The sequence below is a fragment of the Fibrobacter sp. genome, assembly GCA_012523595.1.
Classification (GTDB): Bacteria; Fibrobacterota; Chitinivibrionia; order Chitinivibrionales; family Chitinispirillaceae; genus JAAYIG01.
Window position 1 is genome coordinate 21189 of sequence record JAAYIG010000172.1, and the last position, 23069, is coordinate 44257.

Genomic DNA, 23069 nt, shown 5'->3' on the forward strand with positions numbered 1-23069 from the left:
GACTTGCCATTTGCCATTTTTACATTATGCCCCCAATCATAACAGCAGAAAATATCTGGAAATCCTTTGGTAAGTATTCGATTCTTGAAGACCTTTCATTGCAGGTCGATGAGGGCCTTGTGTATGGACTTGTAGGTCTCAATGGGGCGGGAAAGACCACGCTTCTGCGGCTGCTGCTTGGAAATCTGAGAGCCGACAGTGGAAATATCTCGGTAAGGGGGTTTAACCCCTGGGAACACAGGGAGGAGTTTTACCGTGGTATTGGAGTGGTGCTGGAGCATGATGGTTTCTGGGGGAATCTGACAGTCCGTGAGAATCTCTCCATCTATGCGGCGGCAAAAGGCATTTCAGCCGCAGAAGCAGAAAGTTACTTTGCTGAGTACTGGAAAGACACCGATATCTTTAACAGCAAAAAGAAAGTCAAATATCTTTCAAGAGGTCAGAAAATGCAGTGTGCCATCTGCAGAGCCTTCCTGGGGTGGCCAAAGGTTTTATTTCTCGATGAGCCGGTGGTGGCTCTTGATATCACCGCATACGATCACTTTTGCCGGATGGTCAGGGAGGCTCGTGACCGCGGGGCAGCGATGATTATCAGTTCTCATCAACTGGAGATTATCGATAAACTGTGCGGAAGAATCGGAGTCCTCCGCGACAAACACCTGGTTGAACTCAACAGGGAGATTTGTTCCCAATGGGCTGTGGTAACTGATGACTCGCCGCAATGGAAGTCTCTTATAGAAAAGGCCGGGGGACTCAATATCATCTATGATGGGTATTGGCGTTTTGAAATCGATCATCCTGATACAGCTATTCCTGAACTGATCAGCTCTCTTGTGAGTGCAGGATGCCGGATCAGGGAGGTGCGGCAGGAAAGAGACAGTGCTATTGGGGATGCTGTGAGGGGTATTTGCGGAAACGGTGGAATATCTGCATGAAAAGCATATTGCAAGTATTAAGGAAAGAATGGATGTGCTTTATAGGGTCGGATCGGGGAGTCTTTGGCCTCTATGCAATCCTGGTGCTCTCCTGGAGTTTTCTGCTTGGATCCGGAGATGATTCCGGTATCAGATTAGGGGCGTTGTGGCTGGTTTTTTTCTCTGTAGTTGTATCTGCGAACTTTTCCAGCACGGTTTTTATTTCCGAAAGGATCACCGGCGCACTTGAGATACTTATTACATCCGGGCTGTCCAGAAGCAGTATTCTTTTCGGGAAGATGCTCTTTGTGATCATGATGAGTCTGATAATTGGGGGTATATGCCTGTTACTGGGGCTTCTATGGCCACGCTTTCTGTTTAATAGCAGCGGGGGAAGTGTAAATGCCGCTGATTTTCTGATCTATGCCGCCTCAGTATTTCTGAATGTATCTAACAGTGCTTATCTCTCTGTCAGAATATCAAACCCCAGACTGCTTCATTTTGCAAATCTTTTTCTTCTGGCGGTGATCGTATCTGTTTACATGGCAGTGAACTCGGTTTTTCCTCTTTCACCTGTTATACTGATACTGGTTCTTCTGGTAATGGGTGTGTTTACCTCTATTCTGGCCAGGCGTGAGTTCAATGGTGAGCGGATACTGCAGCAGGTGATTTTGTAAGTAGTAGCTGAAGTAAAATGGTATGCTATTTGCATTTTGTTATTGTGCAAAGCATCTTCGGGTGCAGTTTAAAGGAGGAAAGTTATGCCTAAAAGAAAGATAAATATCAACACAGCCAGTAAAGAGGAGTTGATGTCTCTAAGGATGATGGGGGATACCAGGGCTGAATATCTTGTGGAAAATCGTCCTTACAGGAACTGGGATGATGTGAAAGAGAAGGTACCCAGTTTCTCAGATCAGATGATTGATGATTTAAAAAGGAGCGGAGCAACACTGGACTAAGATCGCAAAAATTTTTCAAAGCAAAGGGGGCAGCAATTGCCCCTTTCCTATTTATTAGACAACTTTAGATTAAAAACACTTTCCTTTCTCCTGTTTTATACACCTTCCATCAGAACAGTGATAACAGATCTCGTTTGGAAGTTTATCCTCGGCGAAAAAGAGGCGTATGTTTTCCAGGGTGGTCTCTGCAATAGAGGTAAGCGCTTCTTTGGTAAAGAACGCCTGATGAGCAGTGATAAGGACATTGGGGAAGGTAAGGAGCCTTGCCAGGACATCGTCACTGATAGCTTCTGCAGAGAAATCCTCGAAGAAATAATCTCCCTCTTCCTCGTAGACATCAAGACCGGCTGAACCGATTTTACGGCTTTTAAGCCCTTCTATCAGGTCACGCGTATTTATCAGCTTTCCTCTCCCGGTATTTATAATCATTACCCCATCTTTCATTCTGGAGATAGTATCGGTATTGATCATGTGTACATTTTCAGGGGTTAATGGGCAATGGAGTGTAATGATATTGGAATTTCTGTACAATGTATCCAGGTCAACGTATTTTGCCCCGTTCTTTTCCGCAAAATCATTATCAGGATAAACATCATGACAGAGAACCTGCATTCCGAAGCCTTTGAGGATTTGTATCACTATTTTGCCGATCTTTCCTGTACCTATCACTCCGGCTGTTTTCCCGTGCATATCGAACCCAAGCAGATTATTAATTGTGAAATTACTGTCACGAGTTCGGAAATAGGCCTTGTGAGTTTTGCGGTTAAGAGAGAGCATCAGCGCTACAGCGTGTTCTGCTACTGCATAGGGGGAATAAGCAGGAACCCTCACTACGTGGATCTTCCCGAATGTTGCTTTAAGGTCTACATTGTTGAATCCGGCTGAGCGGAGCGCAAGCAGTCGTATTTTGTGCTCCATGAGGCTGTTAATGATAAGTTCATCGATGATGTCGTTGACAAACACACAAACCACGTCGAATCCGCTGGAGAGGGTGACAGTATCTTTGGTTAGATGCCCGGGGATGTAGTGGATTTCGTATCCATACCTGGGATCTTTGTTTATGCGATCAAAAAACTCCTTGTCGTAAGGCTTGGCATCAAACATGGCTATGCGAAGTTTTGCCATCTTTTTCTCCTCCGGTTGTCTGAAATTGATTAAAAGAAAAAAGATACATTGCAAAAACCGTACACAACCGTAAAAATTGATCTGCCCTGATGTAGAATTAATTTATTAAGCGTTTAATCAGGGGGTTGCGCTGAGATAGATATTTTAAACATTTTAAATTTCTGTAACAACTATATTTGGATTTACCGGGCATTTGCAATGATTCCTTTTTTTTCGATGAATTTTAAATAATTTGATGATATCCTATTTGCACGATTAAATGCCTTTGAAAGGAGCAGTCGTGAAAAACCTGAAAGTAATTCATCTTTCCTGGGCCCTTTGTGGCCTTTTTCTGTTTTATTGCGCTAATCCGGTGGATTATCCGCTTAAATGGCGCACAAAGTTTGAGATTCCTGTCACCAATGAATCTTTTGTAATAGGGGAGGAGATGCCCGGACTCTTTGAGTTCGACAGCACTATGGACATCCTCAAGGTCCTGAAAACTTATTCTACAAATATCAAAGATCTTGTTCCTGATACGATTATTGGCGATACAGTTGTCTTTTCAACTATCCGAAGTGATACCTCCAGTTTTGAAAACCACCAGGATTCACTTGGGGAAAAGCTTTACCATGCCTCTATTGGTCCTATTCCTGTTTCCGGAGCAAGAGAGCTTGGTGTCACATTTCCAATCCCTGCAGCAGCAGGAGCATTTTCGGTTCCGGTAACGATTGATATTGATAGTGTTTACCGCATAGTCTTCTATGATACTTCAGTGAATATATTGAACATCACTCTTAAAAACCCCTCAGCATCATCTATCAGCAATGTTTCTATAGCAATAGCCGGGTTGGGATCTGATAACGTGGGATTGATTCCAGCAGGAGGAACCCGCACTGCACAGATCGATGTCAGCGGCAAAACTTTGTACGATACGGCTGTTGTAACAATATCCGGCAGTACAGATGGAGCAGCAGGAAAGTCTCTTGATATAGAGATGTCTCTGAATGGGCTTCTGGCTTCCAGTTTGACGGTTAATGATCACCTTATCAACCTTTCAATGAAATTTTCAAATGCTTACAGATTGACAGACACGGTTGATATTGACTATATAGACGTATCTGAAGGTGCTTTTGCATACTCTCTCACTAATCATACTAATCTGGAACTGAGGCTTAAGATGATCCATGAAAATGTGTGGATCAGATCTCATGTGGAATCCAGAGGAATAATCAGTGTAGAAGACCTTGTGAGAGCCGATTCGAATTACTTCTGGGGGGATTTAAACCAGAACGAGACAGTAGTTCCGGCCAGACAGAAAACCAGTTTCAAAAACCTGGATCTCTCGGCTAAACGACTTTTTCCAGAATGGGATAGAGAAAAGAAAGAATCGGTCACTATTGTAAATTATCATGTAAGTACTTCCACTCCCAGGGGCGACAAGATTACCCTGAACTCATCCGATTCACTCATATTTTCTATCAGCGCACGATCTTTCAAATTTGAAGATTTTGAAGGCACAGTAATGGAATCCTTCAATAAGGACGGTGATACGGTAATGATCCCGATTGAACTATCCTTTTTAGGTAATGCAATCAAAGATTCATTGCGTGGAAAATTTGTACTTCATGAGGTCATTGGAGATGTACAGGTACAAGCCGGGATGCCGGATGAAGCGTTTGTTGACACAATGGTAATTGATTTCCTGTGGTACTGTCCTGATTCAGTTCAGGTTGCAGATTCCACAAGAACCATTTTTAAAAATGTCAACACTGACTCTTCCTTCATAAGATCGATCAATATCACCAGAGTAACAAATCTCTACCCCGACAGTATCGCAATATCTACCAGACTTCGTATACCTGCAGGTACAAGGATGAGGGTAGTCAATGATTTGAAGGTTACTGATCCTGATTTCAACAGTTTCATTGGACGGATGATAATACGCATAAATACCGATTACCGTCTCAATGCCAAGCTGGACTGGGAGGTGTTGGATACAGTAAACATGGACCTGGGGAGCGGAAGGTTTGAAGTTCCTGAGGTGCTCGATTATGTAGGCAGACTTGAGGATCGCCTCGCAAGCTTTAATATGTATGTTTCCAACAATTCCAATCTGAATCTTTACATATTTGCGCTTGTCGCACCAGAAATACTCATCGATTCCCTTGACTCCATGGAAACCAACCGGTTCTACAGCCTGTTATTCGATGAAGGAAAAGCGGAAGAAGAGGGATATGTAAATCTTTTAGGCACTAAGGGCATTTATATTCCACCCAGAAATGCAGATTCAGTTTTTAATTCGATCATCTTGAATGATAAACAGCTTGAGACCATTCTGAGTTCAGATTCATGCGGATGGCGCTGGATGGTGAGATTTATGGAACAGGAAAGGGATGCAATGGTTGATACAGATTTCATAAGGATCAATTCCTGGCTCCATGTTGAGGGAATAAACAACGCAGACTCATTACTGATATGGTAAATTCAAACAGAGAGGCTGAAAATAAATGAAACCGTCTATTTTATCATTAATAATAGTCCTTCTTTTCAGTGTAGCAGTCCTGTCTGATGTGGATAATAATCCGATCAGTAATGGAAACACGCAGACCCGTAATGCGCTGGGACGTACGTTTGAGGGTGCGATTCACAACCCGGCAGTTCTTGGGGTGGAGAGAATCCCGAAAGGCGGTATGCCATTTCCCGCGTCGAACTTCGGAATAGGGGTCTGGAGTGATAAACTGTGTCTTACACCTTTAATTGGTGCTGATTTTAACAAATACTCCATCCTTACCAGTGAAGTGCTTACAAGAAGTTTTGACTTGTACGGACTCAGCGAGTCGGAAGTTTCTGAAAAATTGACAGAAGAACTCAAAGGCGGAACCCGCGCCTACGCAGGAGCCAGAGCATCACTGCTCAGCTATGCCTGGAACCGGTTTGCTTTTGATATCACTACGCACATGGATGCTGAAATAAAGATACCGGAAGGTTTCTTTTATACGATTTTTTCCGAAACTAAGGGTTTACTGCAGGGTAACAAGCTCGATTTCAGCGGACTTCGGGAGGAAGCAATCTGGGCAACAGATTTTACTTTCAGCATAGGATTACCTGTTTATGTCCCGGCTCTGCATAACTTCTTCAAACTTAGATACGGGGCCGGAGGTTTGAGTGTCAAATATATCATGGGCCATTCAATTTTGAAATCTGAAACAGAAATGGGGTCCGTAGAGTATAGTGAGATTACAAATGACATCGATTTTAACGGTAACATCAAAATCAAGTCTGCAGGTACAGGTTTCTATGGCAACTGGGATTGGGACAGCCCTTTTTCACAATCCATTCTCCCTGTGTCAGGTCACGGTATTGGTGTAGATCTGGGAGGTATTCTTTACGACGAGCATGGGACAATGGTCATAAATTTCCATAATATCGGAGTCTTGTTCTGGATGAAAGGTGTAAAGGAAGTCTCTTATGAAATAGATAAAGATCATTACACCGCCTATGACTATTTAGAGAAAGACGATGATGATTTTATTGAGAGTGATGATTCCCTGAAAACCGGTAATGGTTTTGCCACTCTTCTTCCTTTCTCAGTTAACATAGGGTATGCCTACTCCTGGGATCTTTCCAGACAAAAGAACCAGAAGCTGAGATATCTTGCTGAATACGCAAACGCCAGCGCCAACTACGAGCAGCAGCTCTCAAGAAGTCCGGGACGCAGGATGATTCCCAGGCTCTCAATTGGTGGTGAAGCTGGTACCCTGAGAGGGTATTTGCCTGTAAGGCTCGGTCTTATTTTTGGAGGACCGGAACTCATCGCTTCTGCAGTAGGTGCTGGTATCGATTTCAAGTACGTCTCCGCAAATGCCTCATACAAGGCAGTTGGATCTCCGTTTCTCATCCCTAAAAGGGGTATGGAGCTTGCCGTCGGGCTCAACTTCGCCTGGGGAATGGAAGTTGACACAGACAAGGATGGTATACCGGATAATGTCGATAAGTGTCCCAGAAATCCTGAGGACCCCGACGGGTTTGAGGATAAAGACGGGTGTCCGGATTATGACAATGATAACGACGGTATACCGGATTCTCTTGACAATTGTCCCAATGTCCCTGAAGACAAGGACAATTTCCAGGATGATGATGGATGTCCGGAGTATGACAATGATGGAGATGGTGTTCCGGATTCTCTTGACAAATGTCCTAATCTGCCGGAGGATATAGACCTGTTTGAAGATGACGATGGGTGTCCGGATTACGATAATGACAAGGATGGAATCCCGGACACAGTTGATAACTGCATCTCGGAACCGGAAACATATAACGGATACAAAGACGATGACGGATGTCCCGATACTCTTATCAGGCCGTCTGAGAAAGAAACAAAGGTGCTCAACACAAAACTGCGTGCAATCAATTTCAAAACAGGAAGTGCTGAGTTGCTGCCTGTTTCTTTCGCCGCTCTGGATTACATCGCGGATTTCCTCAAGCAGTATTCTCACCTGCGCTATGAGATTCAGGGGCATACAGATGATCAGGGTTCCGATGAGTACAACCTGGTGCTTTCTGCCGCCCGCGCCGGTACTGTCCGTGCCTATCTGTTGTCAAAAGGTATCCCGGAAAGCAGTATCCTGGCTATCGGCTATGGTGAAACAATGCCCATAGCGGATAACAAAACCGCCAACGGACGAGCCCTTAACAGACGTGTTGAGTTCAAGATAATCGAGAGTGAGGAAGATTATCAGATGCTCAAGACAAGGGAAGAGGTGTTTAGAGACAAAGTGAAAAATTCTAAAATAAAAGGCACCCGCTTCTAAAACACTCTGTGCGGTACAGGAGAGAATGATCCTGTGCCGCATCTATTCCTTAAATACAAAATTGTGCAGGGAAAATTATCTGTAAACAGAGGAATTACACCGGATTGCCCGGGTCAGTCCGGGCTTGAACTCTTGCTGAGGTGGGTATACCAGTAATCGTAAATATCATCCAGAGTTTTTTCAAAAGGGATTCTGCTTCTCCATCCCGTCTGCCCGGTTAACCTGCTGTTGTCACCAATTACCTGGCCACGAGTCCCGTGTATCTGAAGTTTTTTCTCCTCGGTGCGGATTTCAATTTTTACCCGGCTTTTCCCTGTCAGGTATTCAAGAATCCAGTTAAGGGTATAGCCTTTTCCGCTGCAGACGTTGTATACTTCTCCCTTTATACCCCTGTCAAGTATCTGATGATAAGCTCTCACCACATCCCTTACATCTGAAAAGTCGATTGTGGACTGAAGATTACCGACAAAGATAACAGGCTCCGATAAACCAAGAGAGATCCCGGCAACCTGTTTTGCCCAGTCGGAACATACAAAGAGGGAAGACTGCCCCGGACCGGTATGATTGAATGATCTGGTAAAGCGGATATCCATTCCGAAGCGCTTTACATATTGCATCCCGATCAACTCCGCGCAATATTTTGATACTCCGTAGAAATCCACCGGATCGGGGTTGGATTCTTCCGTAAATCGCTCAGTGATTGATTCACGGCTGTACTCCTTTGAAGACCCGATAAGCAGAGTCCTCACATCAGGATTGCCCCTTCTTACGGCGTCAAGTACAGAAACCGTCCCTGTAATATTGACTTCGAGAGAACTCCTGGGAGATTTGTCCGCTTCCGGAGGAAAACTGATTGCAGCCAGGTGATATACTTCGTCAGGCTTGATACTGGAGAGGTAGTCGCCCAGTCTGTCTGAATCGAGAATGCTAATCTGACTGTAGTTGACTCCTGTGATGGAACAGGATGGATCCTTGTCGATACCGTAGACCTCATAACCGTATTCGATCAGGTACTCCGAAAGCCATTTGCCTGCAAAGCCGGTGATTCCGGTGATCATTGCTTTTTTATTCATTATCATTTTTTATCTGCTCTTCTCAGGAAAACTTAATTTTTTTTGAATACCTAAAAATAAATGTAACTTTCACATCATCAAAATTTCAGTCCGAAAAGCTTGCCCCATCACCTTTTCCAATTCTTTCAGAACTGTTTCCACTTTATGAGACCGAATGCAGGAGTGATCACAACTTCTGTCAAATCTTTCAGATGGATGGCAGGGAGAACAGGAATGAGAATTGGATAAAACTGATACACTCCTGCCTTTTGGACTCCACACCAGAGGGTCTGAAGGTCCGAACAGAGCCACAACAGGACATCCTGAAATTGCAGCGAGATGTGTGATACCGCTGTCATTTCCAAGATATCCATTACATACTGAAAAAAGACATGCCAGAGAGAGAAGGTCCCGATTGGCTATGATAGAATCCTGTTCAGGTAAACAATAACCCTCTTCAGCAGGCCCTGATATCCAGATAATAGAATACCCAAGCTTCCTGAGCCTGGATGCGCAATCCAGAAAATTCTCCAGAGGCCAGTTTTTTATTCTGCTGCCGCTCCCGGGACCTATGGCTATTGCAGGCCTGTTTGCATCCAGGAGGTTGCGGGCTCTTCTCAAGCCATCTGATGGAAGTTCAAGCCTGAACTGATTACCGGGCTCTGTGAGACCCGGAAACAATGATGAATGAAAATCTGAAATGTGAATGCGAGAGTCAGGGAAAGGGTCCTGACGAAGGAGGAGCCTGGGTGCAGCTTTGATTGCGTGACTAACAATAGGGGAATCGGCTTTTGCAAACAGTACGATTCTGTTAAACATCTTTAAAAAACTGACTGTTTCTTCGCTGCAGGTTTCCAAAAACAATGAGATGAAACTGCTGCTTCCGGCATCCATGGTTTCATCAAAAATACCACAGGCTTTTCCCAGTTCTCCGAAAGGCACTCTCCCCAGAAGAGTGATTCTCTGAATCTTTTCTTGCCTTTTCCAGAGATAGACTGATGGCAGAATGTTAAGAAAATCACCAAGGCCGCCGTTGTGATAAATCAGAGATGGCATTTCTACATTCCCGCGTGGTATTCAGTGATTATACCTGCTATCTCTCCGGGCAGAATTCCAAGCGAAACGTCTTTCAGATAAATTCGCTTGGAACCAGCTTCAGGATCTCCCAGAAGCATACAGAATGCCATGTTGAACCTGATAAGATTCAGTGTGACAGAATCAGTGTCCAGAATAAAGCGACTGCTGATTTTGAGTGGCTGCTTGTAATTGTGCATACAATTGACTGCCGCAGAATTGGTTTGATCATTACTTTTCAGAAGAAGACCGTGTGTACGGCAGATAATGGGTCTGCTGGAATATATCCGGCATTTGTTATCTGTGAGAAACACACACCCGGAGCGGTTTGTCTCCTGGGAACCGTTGGAAATATGGAGTACGGTTGAGATCGCAAATGCTTCCAGGTAATTCACTGAATCAAGTTCACAGCAGGAACTGCACCCTGCTTTATAGTTGATATGCTCGGGGTGATCTCTGAGTGCAGCATCCAAGAATCTGTCACAGTAAAGGCACCAAGTTCTGTAGTTTCGAAGGATCTCCGACAGCATGCCCAGAAATACCCTGTTCAATCCAGACCCATTGTAATCTTTCCGTCCATAATTACAAGTCCCCGGAAAAACTCTCCGGCTGATCCGGCGGACTTGAAAGGCCTGGGGCCTTTTCCGGTGCCGATATAAAATCCGACCTGATAAAACAGATCACCAGGTTCAACTGACTGCTGCTCCACATGCACTGCCAGCATGTCAACTCTGCAGTTTTTCCAGAACGGTGGGGCGTTTTTCTCACCACCGGGCAGGTAATAGATCCCTTTGGAACGTCCCCATACAAATTGAAAAACAAACTGGCTTTCGACACTGGCCCAGAAAGACGGGCCGTTTACTTCCCTGAATTTTCTCTGGAATGAACTGAAAGACTCCCTGAGTGAGCCGCTGAGGAACTCAAGATTGTTGTTTGTCCAGTGATCATTTACAAGGTATACAGGTGAGAGGTACTGCTCATGGATGAAGGCTGGGGAATCGGCTGCTATCCTGTCAAGAACGATCATCCCGTCCTCACCCCAGGTAAGCACCCGTATATCTCTGTGAAAAATCTTTTTTCCATGCAAATCGAAATAGTTGATCCTTCCCCAGGTGTCAAAACCATCACGAAGAAGTTTGTCCTCGTGAAAAGCAACTTCCCAGGATTTTATTGCATTTTCCGCGGATGGGACACCGAGAAGTGATGCTTTGAACTGGGCTATCAGTTCGGGTTTGCTGTGGATATTGAACCCGATGAGGGGGTGGTTACCGATGGCTTTCCAGGCAACAGAGCGGATCGAACGAATATTTCGCCTGTAACAGACCTCTACATAGGGGTAGATATGACGTGTATCGACCGCATTCTCGATCTGCCCTGGAGAGAAATTGCGCTGCTCTTTTGAAAGGGGAAGGCATGCCAGTAAAGAGAGTTCAAGCCCGACCTGGCTCTGGAACAGTAGTTCCCATCCTTCATGATTCTGTTCGAGTCCGAAAACCCAGGGACCCTGATTTTCCTGGTCATTCAGAAGACATGTATCCATCCATGAAAGAAGCCGCCCTGTAAGATGCAGTGCGCGGGGATCGTTGTGCCATAGTCCCCAGGCCTGGGCGAATGGTCTGGGCATGAACATGGGCATGTCATGCCCGCCAGGGGTAAAGATTACTCCGGTTGGAAGACAGAACCTCATCAGTATGTCAAAGGTTCGTTGATGGCTCTTGCGACAGAAGTATTCCGGCCACTCTCTGTTTTGTATAGAATATGCTGCCATCGCAAGGATTACCCAGGAACTGTAAACCAGAACTTCAGGATGAAAAAAACCGTGATTCTCAGCAGTCATATCAGGGAAGAGGTTCTGTGTGGTTACTGTTTTTGAGATGGAACTTCCGAAAAAATGGCTGTGGTCGGTTTTATCATGTATGCTCGATGCAATGTTCAGGGACCATACTTTTTGAGCTTCTTCCCATTCAGGAAGATTCGGGTGTTCGGGGTTGAGATTGATTGCCCATGCAAGTACCATCGTATCCTGAGCGTTCTCCTCTACCTTGGTGTCAAATTCACATCCGCTTGGAGGAAGGGTGCCGATGAACCGGTCTGCTTCAAAAGCCAAAATCTCCTTAATTCTTACAGTATGCTCCTCATCGAGAATATCGCGGCACAAAACACCGATAAGTCCCAGAAGAGTAGCCCATAGACTGCTTCTCCAGTTTTCTCCCCATCTTTTCCGGTCCAGAAACTCTTCAACATCCAGTGTACCGGTCAGATGAGTGTCGCATGCCCATTTGACACCTTTACGGATTCTGGAGATGAGTTCTTCTCTGGAAAGGATTGCGTTAATCAAATCACATTCGTTCAGGTAAATGTAGCTGCCAAGGAGGCATAATACATTCAGATGAGGACGGATGACGTATTCGATAACCGGCGATGATGATCTCACAGAGCGCATGTTGAAATTTTGCGGATCCGTGCTGCCGAAAATACCCCTGCTTTCATCCAGATCGTGCCATGACTTAAGGTAATATGGAACGCTTCGGGATAAAAGACGCAGTATCTTTCTGGGTTCTATTTTGTCTGTAAAGTTAAGCATTGTCTTCTGTCATTATTCTTCAGGCTTTTAACGGCCTTTCCATTGGATAAACAGTGATGGAGTTATCCGTTGCGGTCTGCCTGATTTTTCTGGCGAATTCTCTTGCAGTGTTGGAATCGTAAAGAACAAGGAATGAGTCACCGAAAAAACGCGGAAGTCTGTCGCCTTTAAGCCAGTTGAGATGGATGTTTACCTGTTCACGTAGAAACGACGAATCGGAACCTGAATAACCTATGCCTAAATATGCCACCTTGATTATCCTGATTAGAGGATTTCCTTGATTTTAACTAGAGAAAAAGAATTACTAATGTCTGGTATCCGGAATTTCTACCAATAGAGTGCAGTTTAATTCAGATACTAACTCTAATTACCTCAAGGGCTAGAAAACAAAATTAATAAAAAAAATGGCGATTTGAAAGAATTGGACTTCTTGTAATCCGCTTTATCCGGAACAGGTATTACGGATCGGATGCTCTGAGATTGTTCTGGAATTCAAGCTGTTTTTTCAGGCACTCTAACTCTATCTCTTCATCGGGGCCGGTATTGGAATCGGAATCGATACTTTTGCTCTGTATTACGGTGTGATTTCACTGGAAAAACACAGAAGTTTTTAAGGGTGGGGATTTCCCATCATTTTCAGGGGAAATGCAGCATCTTCAAAAGCTCTTTCTGTACCGAATATGGGAATGAAGTCTTCAAGATTGTATTTCAAAAGTAATGGTTCTACGGTACTTGAGGGATCGAGAATAGCAAAGAATTTGTTTCCCTCTGTGAACTTTTTATTGTAGAGCAGAAGATTCTGACTTGCCGCTTCATCAATGGCAACAATATCCGTCATTTTGACTGCTATTGCCTTCCAATGGCCCACATAAATCTTATCCAGTTCTTTATCCAGGTATCCGATAGTCTTTTGATTGAGTGTACCTACCAGTTGCAGCACAGCGAATCTGGTCTTGGAGTAAATATACGCATCCAGAAACCCAGTTTCCGGTGCGGGTTTTTCTTTTACACTGGCATTTCTGGGTTTATGATCAGGACTTTTTCCGGTTTTATTTATTCTGGTGCTGACTGTAATTACTGTTTTTAAAGGCAGGTGCAATGTTGCAGCAATGCAATGAGGATCAACCTTTTTTTTGATCATCCTGTAGAGCCGATGATATATCTCGTCGGAAAATTCATTATGCCTGCTGGACACAGAGCCCCCGTAAGAGTAAAAAGCATCTTATTTATCTTACATTTTAATCTGGATATCGTCAATACTGCTTTCATGCAGGAAAAATGAAAATAGAGATAAAATAATGAGATGGCTGTCTGTTCTTGACAGGTTGAGCCTGACAGTGTATTTTCTCATGGAGTTTTTCGAGGGGCTGTAGCTCAGCTGGGAGAGCGCGACGTTCGCAATGTCGAGGCCAGGGGTTCGATCCCCCTCAGCTCCACTTTTCTTACATGGTTTATTCCTGAATCCCTCAGGTTTTCTGAAAGCCTCCTGCGCGAACCAATTCACTTCTTTTTCAAAGCATTTGATACCGCATTCAGAATCGCCTTACTGCTGTAGGTTGCCCCTGAGATGGCATCGACCCGAAGGCTCTGAGCTTCGATTACACTCTCCCGTATCTTCTCTGCAGGTGCTCCATTGCCGCTTTTATGCTCTATGTATTCGATGGAGGTAATCTTGTGGTCCTTGATAGTTACTTTTACTTTCACAGAGATGGGAAATGCCTTGAATTTTCCCTCATAGGTGCCATCTGCTACAACTGTCAGGTCTACATCCTCAACCGGTGTGGCCAGAAGCTTTATGAGGTTTTTCTGCACCGATCTTTTAAACAGCTTCATGCCTACAAATGAACCTGCGAGAACCACAACCAATGATATGAGGACAATGAACAGGGCTTTATCTTTCATAAAAGGCCTCCAGACCTGTAATGAGTTGTAGTTTTAACCGGAGTCTTTTATCCCGGCGTTTTTTCATTGTCAGGAAAACAACTGACTTTAACAATCTACTCTTTTTTTCCGGTCTCTTCAATGGCTCCTTTGTTGTTCCCGGAAAATTCAGGTCTGAAGTGATCACATAAACGGAGGAATTCTATTCATCCGCTCGGCTATTACATCGTAAACATATCCACGAGCTACTCTTCTGACCCGTATCTGTATGCCGTGGAATTCAAATCCGAAAAATTCCTTCGGTTCTGAGCCGTTGAAATGTGATTTTACCAGTTCATCTATTGTCTGTTCAGACTCTGGCAGTTCACTGAAGGCTTTCTCTCTTATTTTACTTATGTGAACCGCGCCGCCGATCCTCCACCTGTTCTCCGACAGCATCACCATCATTTCAGGAGGCCGGTCATACTCGTCTTCAATCTCTCCAACCAGTGACTCGATTACATCCTCAAGTGTAACCAGCCCGGTCGTATTCCCTTTGCTGTTCTGGACTATTGCGATATGCTGATACTCCCTTATCATCCTCCTTAATATTGCATTGACATGCATCGATTCCGGAATGAACATTATCGGCCTGCAGATTCCCTTCAGAGTCGGGTTTTCCGGTGTAGCATGGAGAACTGTCACCAGGTCTTTGAAATTGATATATCCCAGAATTGAACCTGTTTTATCGGCAGACAGAAGAGGGTAGCGTGTGTGCCTGTGGACATGTGATGAAAGGAAAGCATCTGTCAGGCTCATGGATTCATCCAGAAACACAACATGATCCTTTTCAACCATGATATCCCTGGCTGTCGATTTACTCATCTGAAGGCTTCTTGATATTAATGATGCCTGTTCCTGGGAGAGCTTGTTCTCCAGTGCTGCGGCGCTGGCGAGAAGCGAAATCTCAGTTGCTGCAGAGTCGGGCCTTTCTTTTTGCATTTTCCGGGCAAATGGTCGGTTCGCCATTTCAGAGAGCAGTATAAAAGGATGGAACACCTTCACCAGCACGAAAAGCGGCAATGCACTTATCCTGGCAAGCAGGGTGTTATACCTCACACCAAGGGTTTTTGGCAGAATCTCGGTGTACTGTATCATTGCTACAGAATAACACAGAGAAAACAGAATGATCCATCTGGAGTCAAAAAGCTCGCTGAATTTGGCTCCTGATACTGCAGCACCTATGGTGTGAGCCAGTGTGTTGATGATCAGAATCACTGCTATGGGTTTTTGAATATCGAGCTTGAACTTTCGCCAGATATCAGCGGTTTTAGGGGACTTCTGGCCGATTTCCGCTATATCTGCATTGGAAAGACTCAGGAGACATGCTTCCATCAGGGAACAGAAAAAAGAGACACTGAGAGATAAGAGAATCGCCAGGACGAGAATTAACAATTTTCCTCCGGATTTCTATGGTTGAGATTACAATAAATAAAAAATATCAAAATTGTGGTAAATGTATGAATATAAGAATTCGGGGACGGTTTGATGTTATCCACTTGATTTCAGCAGGCTGTCAGCGTTGTGTTCAGTTTTCCAGTAAATTTTACAATTAATAACCCGGTGTGTCCAGGGAATTTTTTGAGTCTGGTCTCTGTATCTTGATTATCTGCCCTTTTGATCCGGGTTAGCTTGCTCAGGTTTAATATACATCAAACCCGCGAATCATTTGATACCATATATAAACGGATTAATCCTCTGATTATTGCCGTGTTATCAACTGCTTTCAAGTTCTGAGGAGATAATTCAGAACAGAAACTGTAAAAAAATGCTATTTTACTATATACACCTGTTTAGTAAGGAGTCGGTCGGTTTTATGCGTGAATTGTACCGCTTTGGAATCTCTCTTGAGAAAAGTTTGATCGATGCTTTTGATAAGCACATCAAATCCCGGAAATACCATAACAGGTCTGAGGCCATACGTGACCTGATTCGTGAAGAACTGGTACAGAAAAAGTGGACCGAGGGCGGTGTTGTGGCCGGCGCCATCGTCATGACTTATGATCATCATAAAAGAGAACTGGTTACTAAGATGCTGGATATCCAGCATGACTTTCAGGGTACCATCCTTTCTACTCAGCATGTGCACCTCGACCATCACCACTGCCTCGAAATTATTGCGGTCAGAGGGAAAGCCAGAGATGTCGAGCGGCTTTCAACCAGCCTTAAAGCGCTTGTGGGTGTAAAACACCTCAGTCTCAGTATTTCCCAGTCAGGCGATGAGGCTGATTGATACAAGGAGAATAAGGGGTCTGATTGTCAATCCAGAAAAGAATGGAAATCCGAAATGCTTTCAAGATTGTGTTCTGAGGCGTACTGCCGTATTCCGTCAAAAACTCTTGATGCGATTTTGGGATCGATAAAGTTACCTGTGCCTATCTGAACTGCGGAGGCCCCGGCAAGAAGGTACTGGATCGCATCATCGGCGTTGAGAATTCCACCCATACCGATGACCGGAATTGTCACCGCGCGGCTGACTTTGTATGTCATTGCTACTCCTATGGGTCGAATGGCCGGCCCGGAGAGTCCTCCGGTTTTCATGGGAAGGACCGGACGTTTCCTCTTAGTGTCTATTACCATTCCGACCAGTGTGTTAATGCATGATACGGCATCAGCCCCGCCATCCTGGGCAGCTCTGGCGATTATTGTAATATCTGTGACATTCGGGGATAATTTCAGGATAAGGGGTTTTGAGGTTAGTTTTCTGAGGCTGTTGGTAAGTTTATAGGTCTGGTCTGGATCAGTCCCGAACGCCATTCCTCCATGTTTCACATTCGGGCAGGAGATGTTTACCTCATATCCCCAGATTGAATCGCAGGTTTCCAGCCTCGAAATAACCTCACAGTACTCATCCTGTGTCGATCCGGCAACGTTTGTCACCAGGGCGCATGGAAGTTTTTCAAGGAAAGGGACCTTCTCACTGAGGAAACGTTCTACTCCGACATTGGCCAATCCGATGGAGTTGAGGATGCCGGCAGGAGTCTCTACGATCCGGGGAATGTCATTGCCTCCGCGCGGATTGAGTGTGACTGCTTTTGTGTAAATTGCACCTATACAGGAGAGATCAATTAACTCCTCATACTCACTGCCATATCCGAAAGTACCCGATGCCACTCCCACCGGATTGGGTAAACGCTTATTACCGATTTCTACGCCGAAATTCATTGATTTATCGCTCATGTTAGCTGCCAGTCCAGTTCCAGGCTGTTAAAAACCGGGCCCTCTTTGCAGGCGCGTTTATATCCCGGAGGATCGATGGTTTTGACCGCACAACCCATACATGCTCCTACACCACAGGCCATGATCTGCTCAACTGAAACAAAACAAGGAATCTGCTTTTTTAACGCGAAAAGATGGCAGGCAGCCAGCATCGGGTGTGGTCCGCAACAAAAAACAGCCGAATCCGGGTCAATCTCATTGGCAATGGAGTTTAAATAGTCTGCTGTGGTGCCATGAAAACCCTCGCTGCCGTCATCTGTGCAGATAATCGGATTCTCTCTGGTGAAAGAAACAGATTGTGGTATAAGAGTTTTTGAGCGGCATCCGAAGATAAATCTGGTGTTTATTGCGGAGTTTCTAAGTGTGGCAGACAAAAAGAGGATAGGTCCCAGGCCTGTTCCACCTGCTATAAGGAGTGCTTTGCTGCCGGAAAATGGGGGAAAACCGTTTCCCATTGGGCCAATAACATCGATAACTTCACCAGCTTTTTTTGCGGACAGGATTTCGGTTGCACACCCGCGTACCTGATAGATTATCGAGCAGGTTCTTTTCAGTGGATCAAATGATGAGATTGCGAAGGGTCTGCGAAGCAATGGTATGGCAATATCAGAAACCCGAATAGTGAGAAATTGACCCGGACTGGGAATCTCTGCTGCTTCCCAGGCCATTTCCATTTCCAGAAAAGCATCATTTACAGGATGATTTTTGATGATTTTAGCTGAAAACTGCTCCATACAGAATCTTTATGGGTTATAAAAAATGGGAATTGAAGTGCTTGAATATTGCGGAAGTGATGATGCAATATTTTCGCTTTCAATGTTTACTGAAATATAAATCAGGGAGGTAAGGATAGAGCTTGTAAAAAGGATGATTTGCCGGTTGGGTAATACCTTCCAACCGGCAGGATGGTTAAGTCTTTTTAGGCTGATAAGTGCCGCAATCGGCATGGTTGGCGTGTGTGATAACGTGGATTCCGGACGCGGTGCATTCAAAGGCGTCATTATACTCACAGTTTGATATTTTACATGCGCCTACTCCGCCGTTTATGTCGGTAAAACCTCCCTTGTTCTCTGCCGGAAAGAAGGTGTCACATGAGGCCTCCAATTCATCACCTACTGTAATTGCAAGTGTGTGACACTTTTTACCTTTGTTGTACACACAGTTGATAGCTTCACAATCAATTATTCTGGACATTTCTGTAGGCATAATGCTCCTTTCTGCTGAATGGATCCTGAGTTTAAGAAAGATGCAAAACTCATGCCGGAATAGATTGTCTAAGCGGTTCAATTGGCATCAGGAAAGAAAAAAAGCCCATTATAAAAGTCTTAAGGCAGGGATTTATATGCTTAAAATCTATTTTATTAGTTAAAAAAGGTTTTCCTAGGATAAAGATAGCATGTATATTTCTTTCAGTCCTGAAATTTCCAGATTCATAAATTGAGTTTTGGAGTGAAAACAACCTGTTCGGGTGTTTCTAAAAATTCCGGACTTGATATTGATTATTGTTAAAAAAAAAGGCAAATAGCTTTGAAACCGGAGGCTTACAGATGAGAAACGGTGGAGTATCAGCGTCACTCTTTTCAGTTCCTGCTTTCCTGGTATTGTTGGTAGCCGGGTTGCATGCTGATGAAACGTTTAACAAACTGTTTGATGAAGGCAAGTATGCTGAGGTGATCAAGTATGCTGATGAAAAACTGCCGATTGCAGACAGGAATGCCTCGGTTTGGGCAAAGCTTGGAGTGGCACATGAAGAGCAGAAACTCGATGAGAAGGCCTTAGCCTGTTATCTGGTGGCCATTAGAAACGATGCCAAAAATTATGAGGCACACCTGGGTGCTGCCCGTATCTATAACAACATTGGCCAGCCTTCAAGTGCTGCTGATCTGGCTAAAAAAGCCATGGAACTCAAATCCACTGGTGAAGCCAGTTGGGAGTACGCGCGCTCCTGTATAGCTCAGAACAAAACCAAAGAGGCAAAGGCCGCACTGGAAAAGGTTGTTGAGACCGACAAATCAAATATCGTTGCAAACAGGGAACTGGGCAGCATTTTCTACGGAGAAAAGAATTATGAAAAAGCCCTGCCCCTTATGAAACTTGCTTATCATGCCAAACCTGATGGAGAAACCGCCTACAAAATAGCGCAGATCTTCACGACACAGAAATCGCCCGATTCGGCTATCGTCTATTACAAGGAAGCACTGAAAGACAAAAAACTGGAAAAACCCGAAGCTGGTCTGGAACTGGCCCGGCTCTATTTTCAGGCAGGAAAGCACAAACAGGCTGCCGAGGAGTATGAAAAGGTCGATCAGAAGCTCTTGACAACCGATGATCTTTACGACCATGCGTTCTGTGCCGAAAAAGCGGGAAAGGACAAGAATGAAACGGGAAAACTGTACGAAGCTGCTGTGCAGAAGTTCGGTGCATCAAATGCCAAAAAGGCTCTTCTGGCAAAAGAGAAAGTTGCCAGGTGGAAGCTGGATAAAAAAGAGTATAAGGATGCTCTTCTGCTTCTTCAGGCAATTTCCAAAGCCGATCCCGGCAGCAAAGTTGTCAAGGGTGTCACATTTCTTATGGCTGAAGCCTATGATGGTTCAGGCGAACGCTCAAAAGCCATTCCGCTGCTGGAAGCTGTAATCGCCAAAGAACCTGATAATGTTGAAGCTGTTGCCAGGCTGGCTGATCTCTACAATAAACAGAAAATGTCCGATAAAGCCCAGGCACTTTATTCCAAGCTTCTCTCTCTCCAGCCTAATAATCCTAATGTTTATCTGGCTCTGGGAGAATACAGCCTTAAATCAAAGAAGTACGAGGATGCGCTCAGGCATTTCCAGAAAAGCTTTACACTTGAAAAAACTGCACGTGCCGCTGAGGGCATGATGCTTTCTGCGTGGGAACTGAAAGATTATCAGTTGGCCAGCGATGCTGCTGAATCAGCTCTCCGTATCGATGGATCGATGCGCCAGCCACAGATCACCCTCTCAAATATCCATATTCAGGAGAAGAACTATTCAGCTGCTATCAAAATTCTCGAAAAATTGCTGAAAGATAAACCTTCAGATTTGGATATTCTGAAAAAGCTGGCTCTGTGTTTTGAGAAATCCGGAAAAGCGGATAAACTGGCAGAGATCGATAAAACAATTGCCGCCGCTGATAAGAAAGACACTGTCTCCAGACTTCGTTATGCCAAATACCTTCAGTCCACAGGTGATAATGAAGCGGCTCTTGGAATGTATAAAGAGCTTTCCACGCTTCTGCCAAAAGATCCTGAAATCCCATACAACTTGTATCAGATCACTCTGAAGATGGGAAAGAAAGATGATGCAGTTGTTCATCTTACAAAGTATGTACGGCTTAAACCTCAGGATGCAAAAGCTCAGCGTGATCTGGGTAACATGCTTTATGACAAAAAGGATTCTGATGGGGCCCTTGCTGCATATCGTGCTGCCCTGAAACATGACCCGGCCATCAAAGGGTTTTACAAAAAATATGCTGACCTGATTCTGGCCCAGAAACCCAAAGCACCGGTGAAAGGACAGAAAAGTGCGGAAGATGAGGTCATAGATGTACTCAATTCTGCTGTAAAGGCAGGTGAGGCTGATGAGGAGATCTATTCCACCCTGGCTGAAATCTACCAGAAAAAGGGAAACTTCGAACAGGCCTCCCAGATGTATCATAAAGCCCTTCAGTTGAAGCCTCAGAATCCTGAAATGCTTGCTGCTCTGGCCTTCTGCCAGGAGAAAGCGGGCAAGGTTTCTGATGCGATTATCTCTTATGAACAGGTGATCGCAATGAACACCTCCAGTACAAAAGAGATGAAAGCTCTCGGTGATCTGTATATGAAATCCGGGAAAAAGGAAAACGCCATCTCTACCTATAAGAAATTCCTGGGGGTATCTCAGGATTCCAGAATTGCTTCATTGGTGGGAAAATCGGAGTTTCAACGGAAAAATTACAAGGAAGCTGTCAAGTACCTGGGAATGGTCACTGGTGCGGATGCCAGAAAAGCGGATCATCTTTCAGATTACGCTATGTCAGCTTACAATGCTGGTGATACCAAAAAGGCTGAAGAACTCTTTACTGCTCTTATGGCTGTGTCTCCGAAAGACCCTGAGCCGGTAAAGATGCTCTATGAAATTGCCCAGAAAGCTAATGACACAACCAAAGCTGTCGAACATCTTAAAAAGTACACAGTTCTTAAGCCCTCAGATGCAAAAATGCTTCAGACACTGGGAGATCTGCTTTATATACAAAAGGATCGCCCTGGTGCTCTTGCCGCCTACAAGGGAGCCCTCAAGGCAGATCCTTCTGCAAAAGGTTTCTTAAGGCGATATGTCGAACTGGTAAATGCAAGCGGTAAACCAGAAGAAAAATCAGAGGCTTTAAACAAAGCAATTGCAGCAGGAGAAGCAGATGCTGCCATGTATGAGCAGCTTGGTGAAAGCTACAAAAAAGCAGGCAATCTTCCCAGAGCCATTCAGAATCTGGAGAAAGCCTCCCAACTCGATCCCAAAAATGCAGGCTTGCTCATTTCACTTGCTGAGTGTCAGGCTCAAAGTGGTGCCATCGATGCCGCTATTCTGACTTATGAGCAGGGAATTGCGATAAACCCCAGAGCGGATAAGGAATACAAAGCCCTGGGAAAACTTTACATGCAGCAGAAAAAGACCGAATCTGCCATAAAGAACTTTAAAAAATTCCTCGAAAATAACAAAGATAATGAGCTTGCCAAAATTGTAGGTCAGGAAGCTTTCAAAGCGAAGAACTACACTGAGGCAGTGAAATATCTTTCGATGGTAAGCGGTGCAGATGCCTCCGCTCCTTCACATCTGAAGATGTACGCCGAAGCCTGCAGCCAGACAAAAGACGACCAGAAGGCTTTTCAGCTCTACAAGGAATTGTCGGTAAAGACTCCCCAGGATGCTGAGGTAATGAAGAAGCTTTATGAGATCGCCGGCAAGGCAGGCACAAAGGAAGAGGTGCTGACCTATCTTAAGAAATACACGGCTCTCAAGCCCGGAGATGTCGAGGCACAGAAAGTTCTTGCCGACAATCTTTACGAGAGAAAAGACAACGCAGGCGCTCTTGCCGCTTATCGTGCCATTGTCAAAGCAGATTCTTCTGCGAAGGGTATTTACAAGAAATATGCAGAACTTGCCCTGGCGGCCGGGAACGAAGCTGAAATCGTCAGCGTGCTTAACGGTGCTATAGCAGCCGGAGAAGCCGATGGGAAGATGTACAAAAAGCTGGCTGAAATCTACAGCAAGCAGGGTAATCACGCAAAGGCGGTTGCCATGTATGAGAAGGCCAGCCAGAGTGATCCTAAAGATGTGTCACTCCTTACTGACCTTGCTGAAGCTCAGGCAAAGAGTGGAAACAAGAGCGCTGCGATTTTGACCTACGAGCAGGCCGTAGCGATGAATCCTCAGGCC

General features: G+C 44.8%; 19 protein-coding genes and 1 tRNA gene. 8 read left to right on the top strand and 12 right to left on the bottom strand.

From position 1 onward, the window contains the following. Positions 1 to 26 precede the first annotated feature (26 nt). The 3 genes from GX089_11730 to GX089_11740 all read left to right on the top strand — a co-directional run bounded on the left by GX089_11730 (position 27) and on the right by GX089_11740 (position 1873). On the top strand, positions 27 to 935 hold the full coding sequence (locus GX089_11730) for an ABC transporter ATP-binding protein (protein ID NLP03158.1): 909 nt from the start codon (positions 27 to 29) through the stop codon (positions 933 to 935). A 32-nt stretch (positions 936 to 967) separates the two neighbouring features. After that, positions 968 to 1591, top strand: a complete 624-nt coding sequence (locus tag GX089_11735; GenBank protein NLP03159.1) for a hypothetical protein — start codon at positions 968 to 970, stop codon at positions 1589 to 1591. Between the two features lie 84 nt (positions 1592 to 1675). Next, positions 1676 to 1873, top strand: coding sequence for a hypothetical protein (locus GX089_11740; GenBank protein ID NLP03160.1), 198 nt, complete (start codon positions 1676 to 1678; stop codon positions 1871 to 1873). Positions 1874 to 1942: 69 nt separating this feature from the next. Here the strand turns inward: GX089_11740 and GX089_11745 are convergent, their stop codons facing one another. Continuing rightward, positions 1943 to 2998 (bottom strand): 2-hydroxyacid dehydrogenase, encoded by a 1056-nt coding sequence (locus GX089_11745; GenBank protein ID NLP03161.1) that lies wholly within the window; start codon positions 2996 to 2998, stop codon positions 1943 to 1945. A gap of 280 nt (positions 2999 to 3278) precedes the next feature. On the opposite strand from GX089_11745, the gene GX089_11750 reads away from it, so the two are divergent. Both GX089_11750 and GX089_11755 read left to right on the top strand, forming a co-directional pair. Next, on the top strand, positions 3279 to 5462 hold the full coding sequence (locus GX089_11750; GenBank protein NLP03162.1) for a hypothetical protein: 2184 nt from the start codon (positions 3279 to 3281) through the stop codon (positions 5460 to 5462). Positions 5463 to 5487: 25 nt separating this feature from the next. Next, on the top strand, positions 5488 to 7791 hold the full coding sequence (locus GX089_11755; GenBank protein NLP03163.1) for an OmpA family protein: 2304 nt from the start codon (positions 5488 to 5490) through the stop codon (positions 7789 to 7791). A 113-nt stretch (positions 7792 to 7904) separates the two neighbouring features. Here GX089_11755 and GX089_11760 read toward each other — a convergent pair whose 3' ends face one another. From GX089_11760 to GX089_11785, 6 genes are all read right to left on the bottom strand, one after another. Further along, positions 7905 to 8870, bottom strand: a complete 966-nt coding sequence (locus tag GX089_11760; protein ID NLP03164.1) for an NAD-dependent epimerase/dehydratase family protein — start codon at positions 8868 to 8870, stop codon at positions 7905 to 7907. Positions 8871 to 8933: 63 nt separating this feature from the next. Next, a complete protein-coding gene (locus GX089_11765) occupies positions 8934 to 9899 on the bottom strand; it encodes a glycosyltransferase family 9 protein (protein ID NLP03165.1) in 966 nt (321 codons plus the stop codon). A gap of 2 nt (positions 9900 to 9901) precedes the next feature. Beyond that, complete coding sequence (locus tag GX089_11770) at positions 9902 to 10447, bottom strand: hypothetical protein (protein NLP03166.1); 546 nt, start codon at positions 10445 to 10447, stop codon at positions 9902 to 9904. A 17-nt stretch (positions 10448 to 10464) separates the two neighbouring features. Beyond that, on the bottom strand, positions 10465 to 12501 hold the full coding sequence (locus GX089_11775; protein ID NLP03167.1) for a hypothetical protein: 2037 nt from the start codon (positions 12499 to 12501) through the stop codon (positions 10465 to 10467). Between the two features lie 19 nt (positions 12502 to 12520). Beyond that, positions 12521 to 12751, bottom strand: coding sequence for a hypothetical protein (locus tag GX089_11780; GenBank protein NLP03168.1), 231 nt, complete (start codon positions 12749 to 12751; stop codon positions 12521 to 12523). Positions 12752 to 13111: 360 nt separating this feature from the next. Next, the gene (locus tag GX089_11785) at positions 13112 to 13696 is read right to left on the bottom strand and encodes a hypothetical protein (protein ID NLP03169.1); all 585 of its coding nucleotides are present in this window, start codon (positions 13694 to 13696) and stop codon (positions 13112 to 13114) included. Positions 13697 to 13864: 168 nt separating this feature from the next. On the opposite strand from GX089_11785, the gene GX089_11790 reads away from it, so the two are divergent. After that, positions 13865 to 13937, top strand: a tRNA-Ala gene (locus GX089_11790). 64 nt (positions 13938 to 14001) lie between these two features. Here GX089_11790 and GX089_11795 read toward each other — a convergent pair. Further along, a complete protein-coding gene (locus GX089_11795; GenBank protein ID NLP03170.1) occupies positions 14002 to 14403 on the bottom strand; it encodes an FMN-binding protein in 402 nt (133 codons plus the stop codon). 162 nt (positions 14404 to 14565) lie between these two features. Continuing rightward, the gene (locus GX089_11800; protein NLP03171.1) at positions 14566 to 15816 is read right to left on the bottom strand and encodes an HlyC/CorC family transporter; all 1251 of its coding nucleotides are present in this window, start codon (positions 15814 to 15816) and stop codon (positions 14566 to 14568) included. 421 nt (positions 15817 to 16237) lie between these two features. Here GX089_11800 and nikR point away from each other — a divergent pair, with 421 nt between their 5' ends. Further along, positions 16238 to 16654, top strand: a complete 417-nt coding sequence (gene nikR, locus GX089_11805) for a nickel-responsive transcriptional regulator NikR (GenBank protein NLP03172.1) — start codon at positions 16238 to 16240, stop codon at positions 16652 to 16654. A gap of 26 nt (positions 16655 to 16680) precedes the next feature. Here the strand turns inward: nikR and GX089_11810 are convergent, their stop codons facing one another. The 3 genes from GX089_11810 to GX089_11820 all read right to left on the bottom strand — a co-directional run bounded on the left by GX089_11810 (position 16681) and on the right by GX089_11820 (position 18834). Further along, positions 16681 to 17586: a dihydroorotate dehydrogenase gene (locus tag GX089_11810; protein NLP03173.1), complete on the bottom strand. Its 906-nt coding sequence runs from the start codon at positions 17584 to 17586 to the stop codon at positions 16681 to 16683. An 11-nt stretch (positions 17587 to 17597) separates the two neighbouring features. Then, complete coding sequence (locus GX089_11815; GenBank protein ID NLP03174.1) at positions 17598 to 18374, bottom strand: dihydroorotate dehydrogenase electron transfer subunit; 777 nt, start codon at positions 18372 to 18374, stop codon at positions 17598 to 17600. A gap of 175 nt (positions 18375 to 18549) precedes the next feature. Next, the gene (locus GX089_11820; protein NLP03175.1) at positions 18550 to 18834 is read right to left on the bottom strand and encodes a DUF1540 domain-containing protein; all 285 of its coding nucleotides are present in this window, start codon (positions 18832 to 18834) and stop codon (positions 18550 to 18552) included. A gap of 353 nt (positions 18835 to 19187) precedes the next feature. Between GX089_11820 and GX089_11825 the strand changes: the two genes are divergently transcribed. Further along, positions 19188 to 23069, top strand: a 3882-nt coding sequence (locus GX089_11825) for a tetratricopeptide repeat protein (GenBank protein NLP03176.1), incomplete at its 3' end; no start/stop codon positions are given.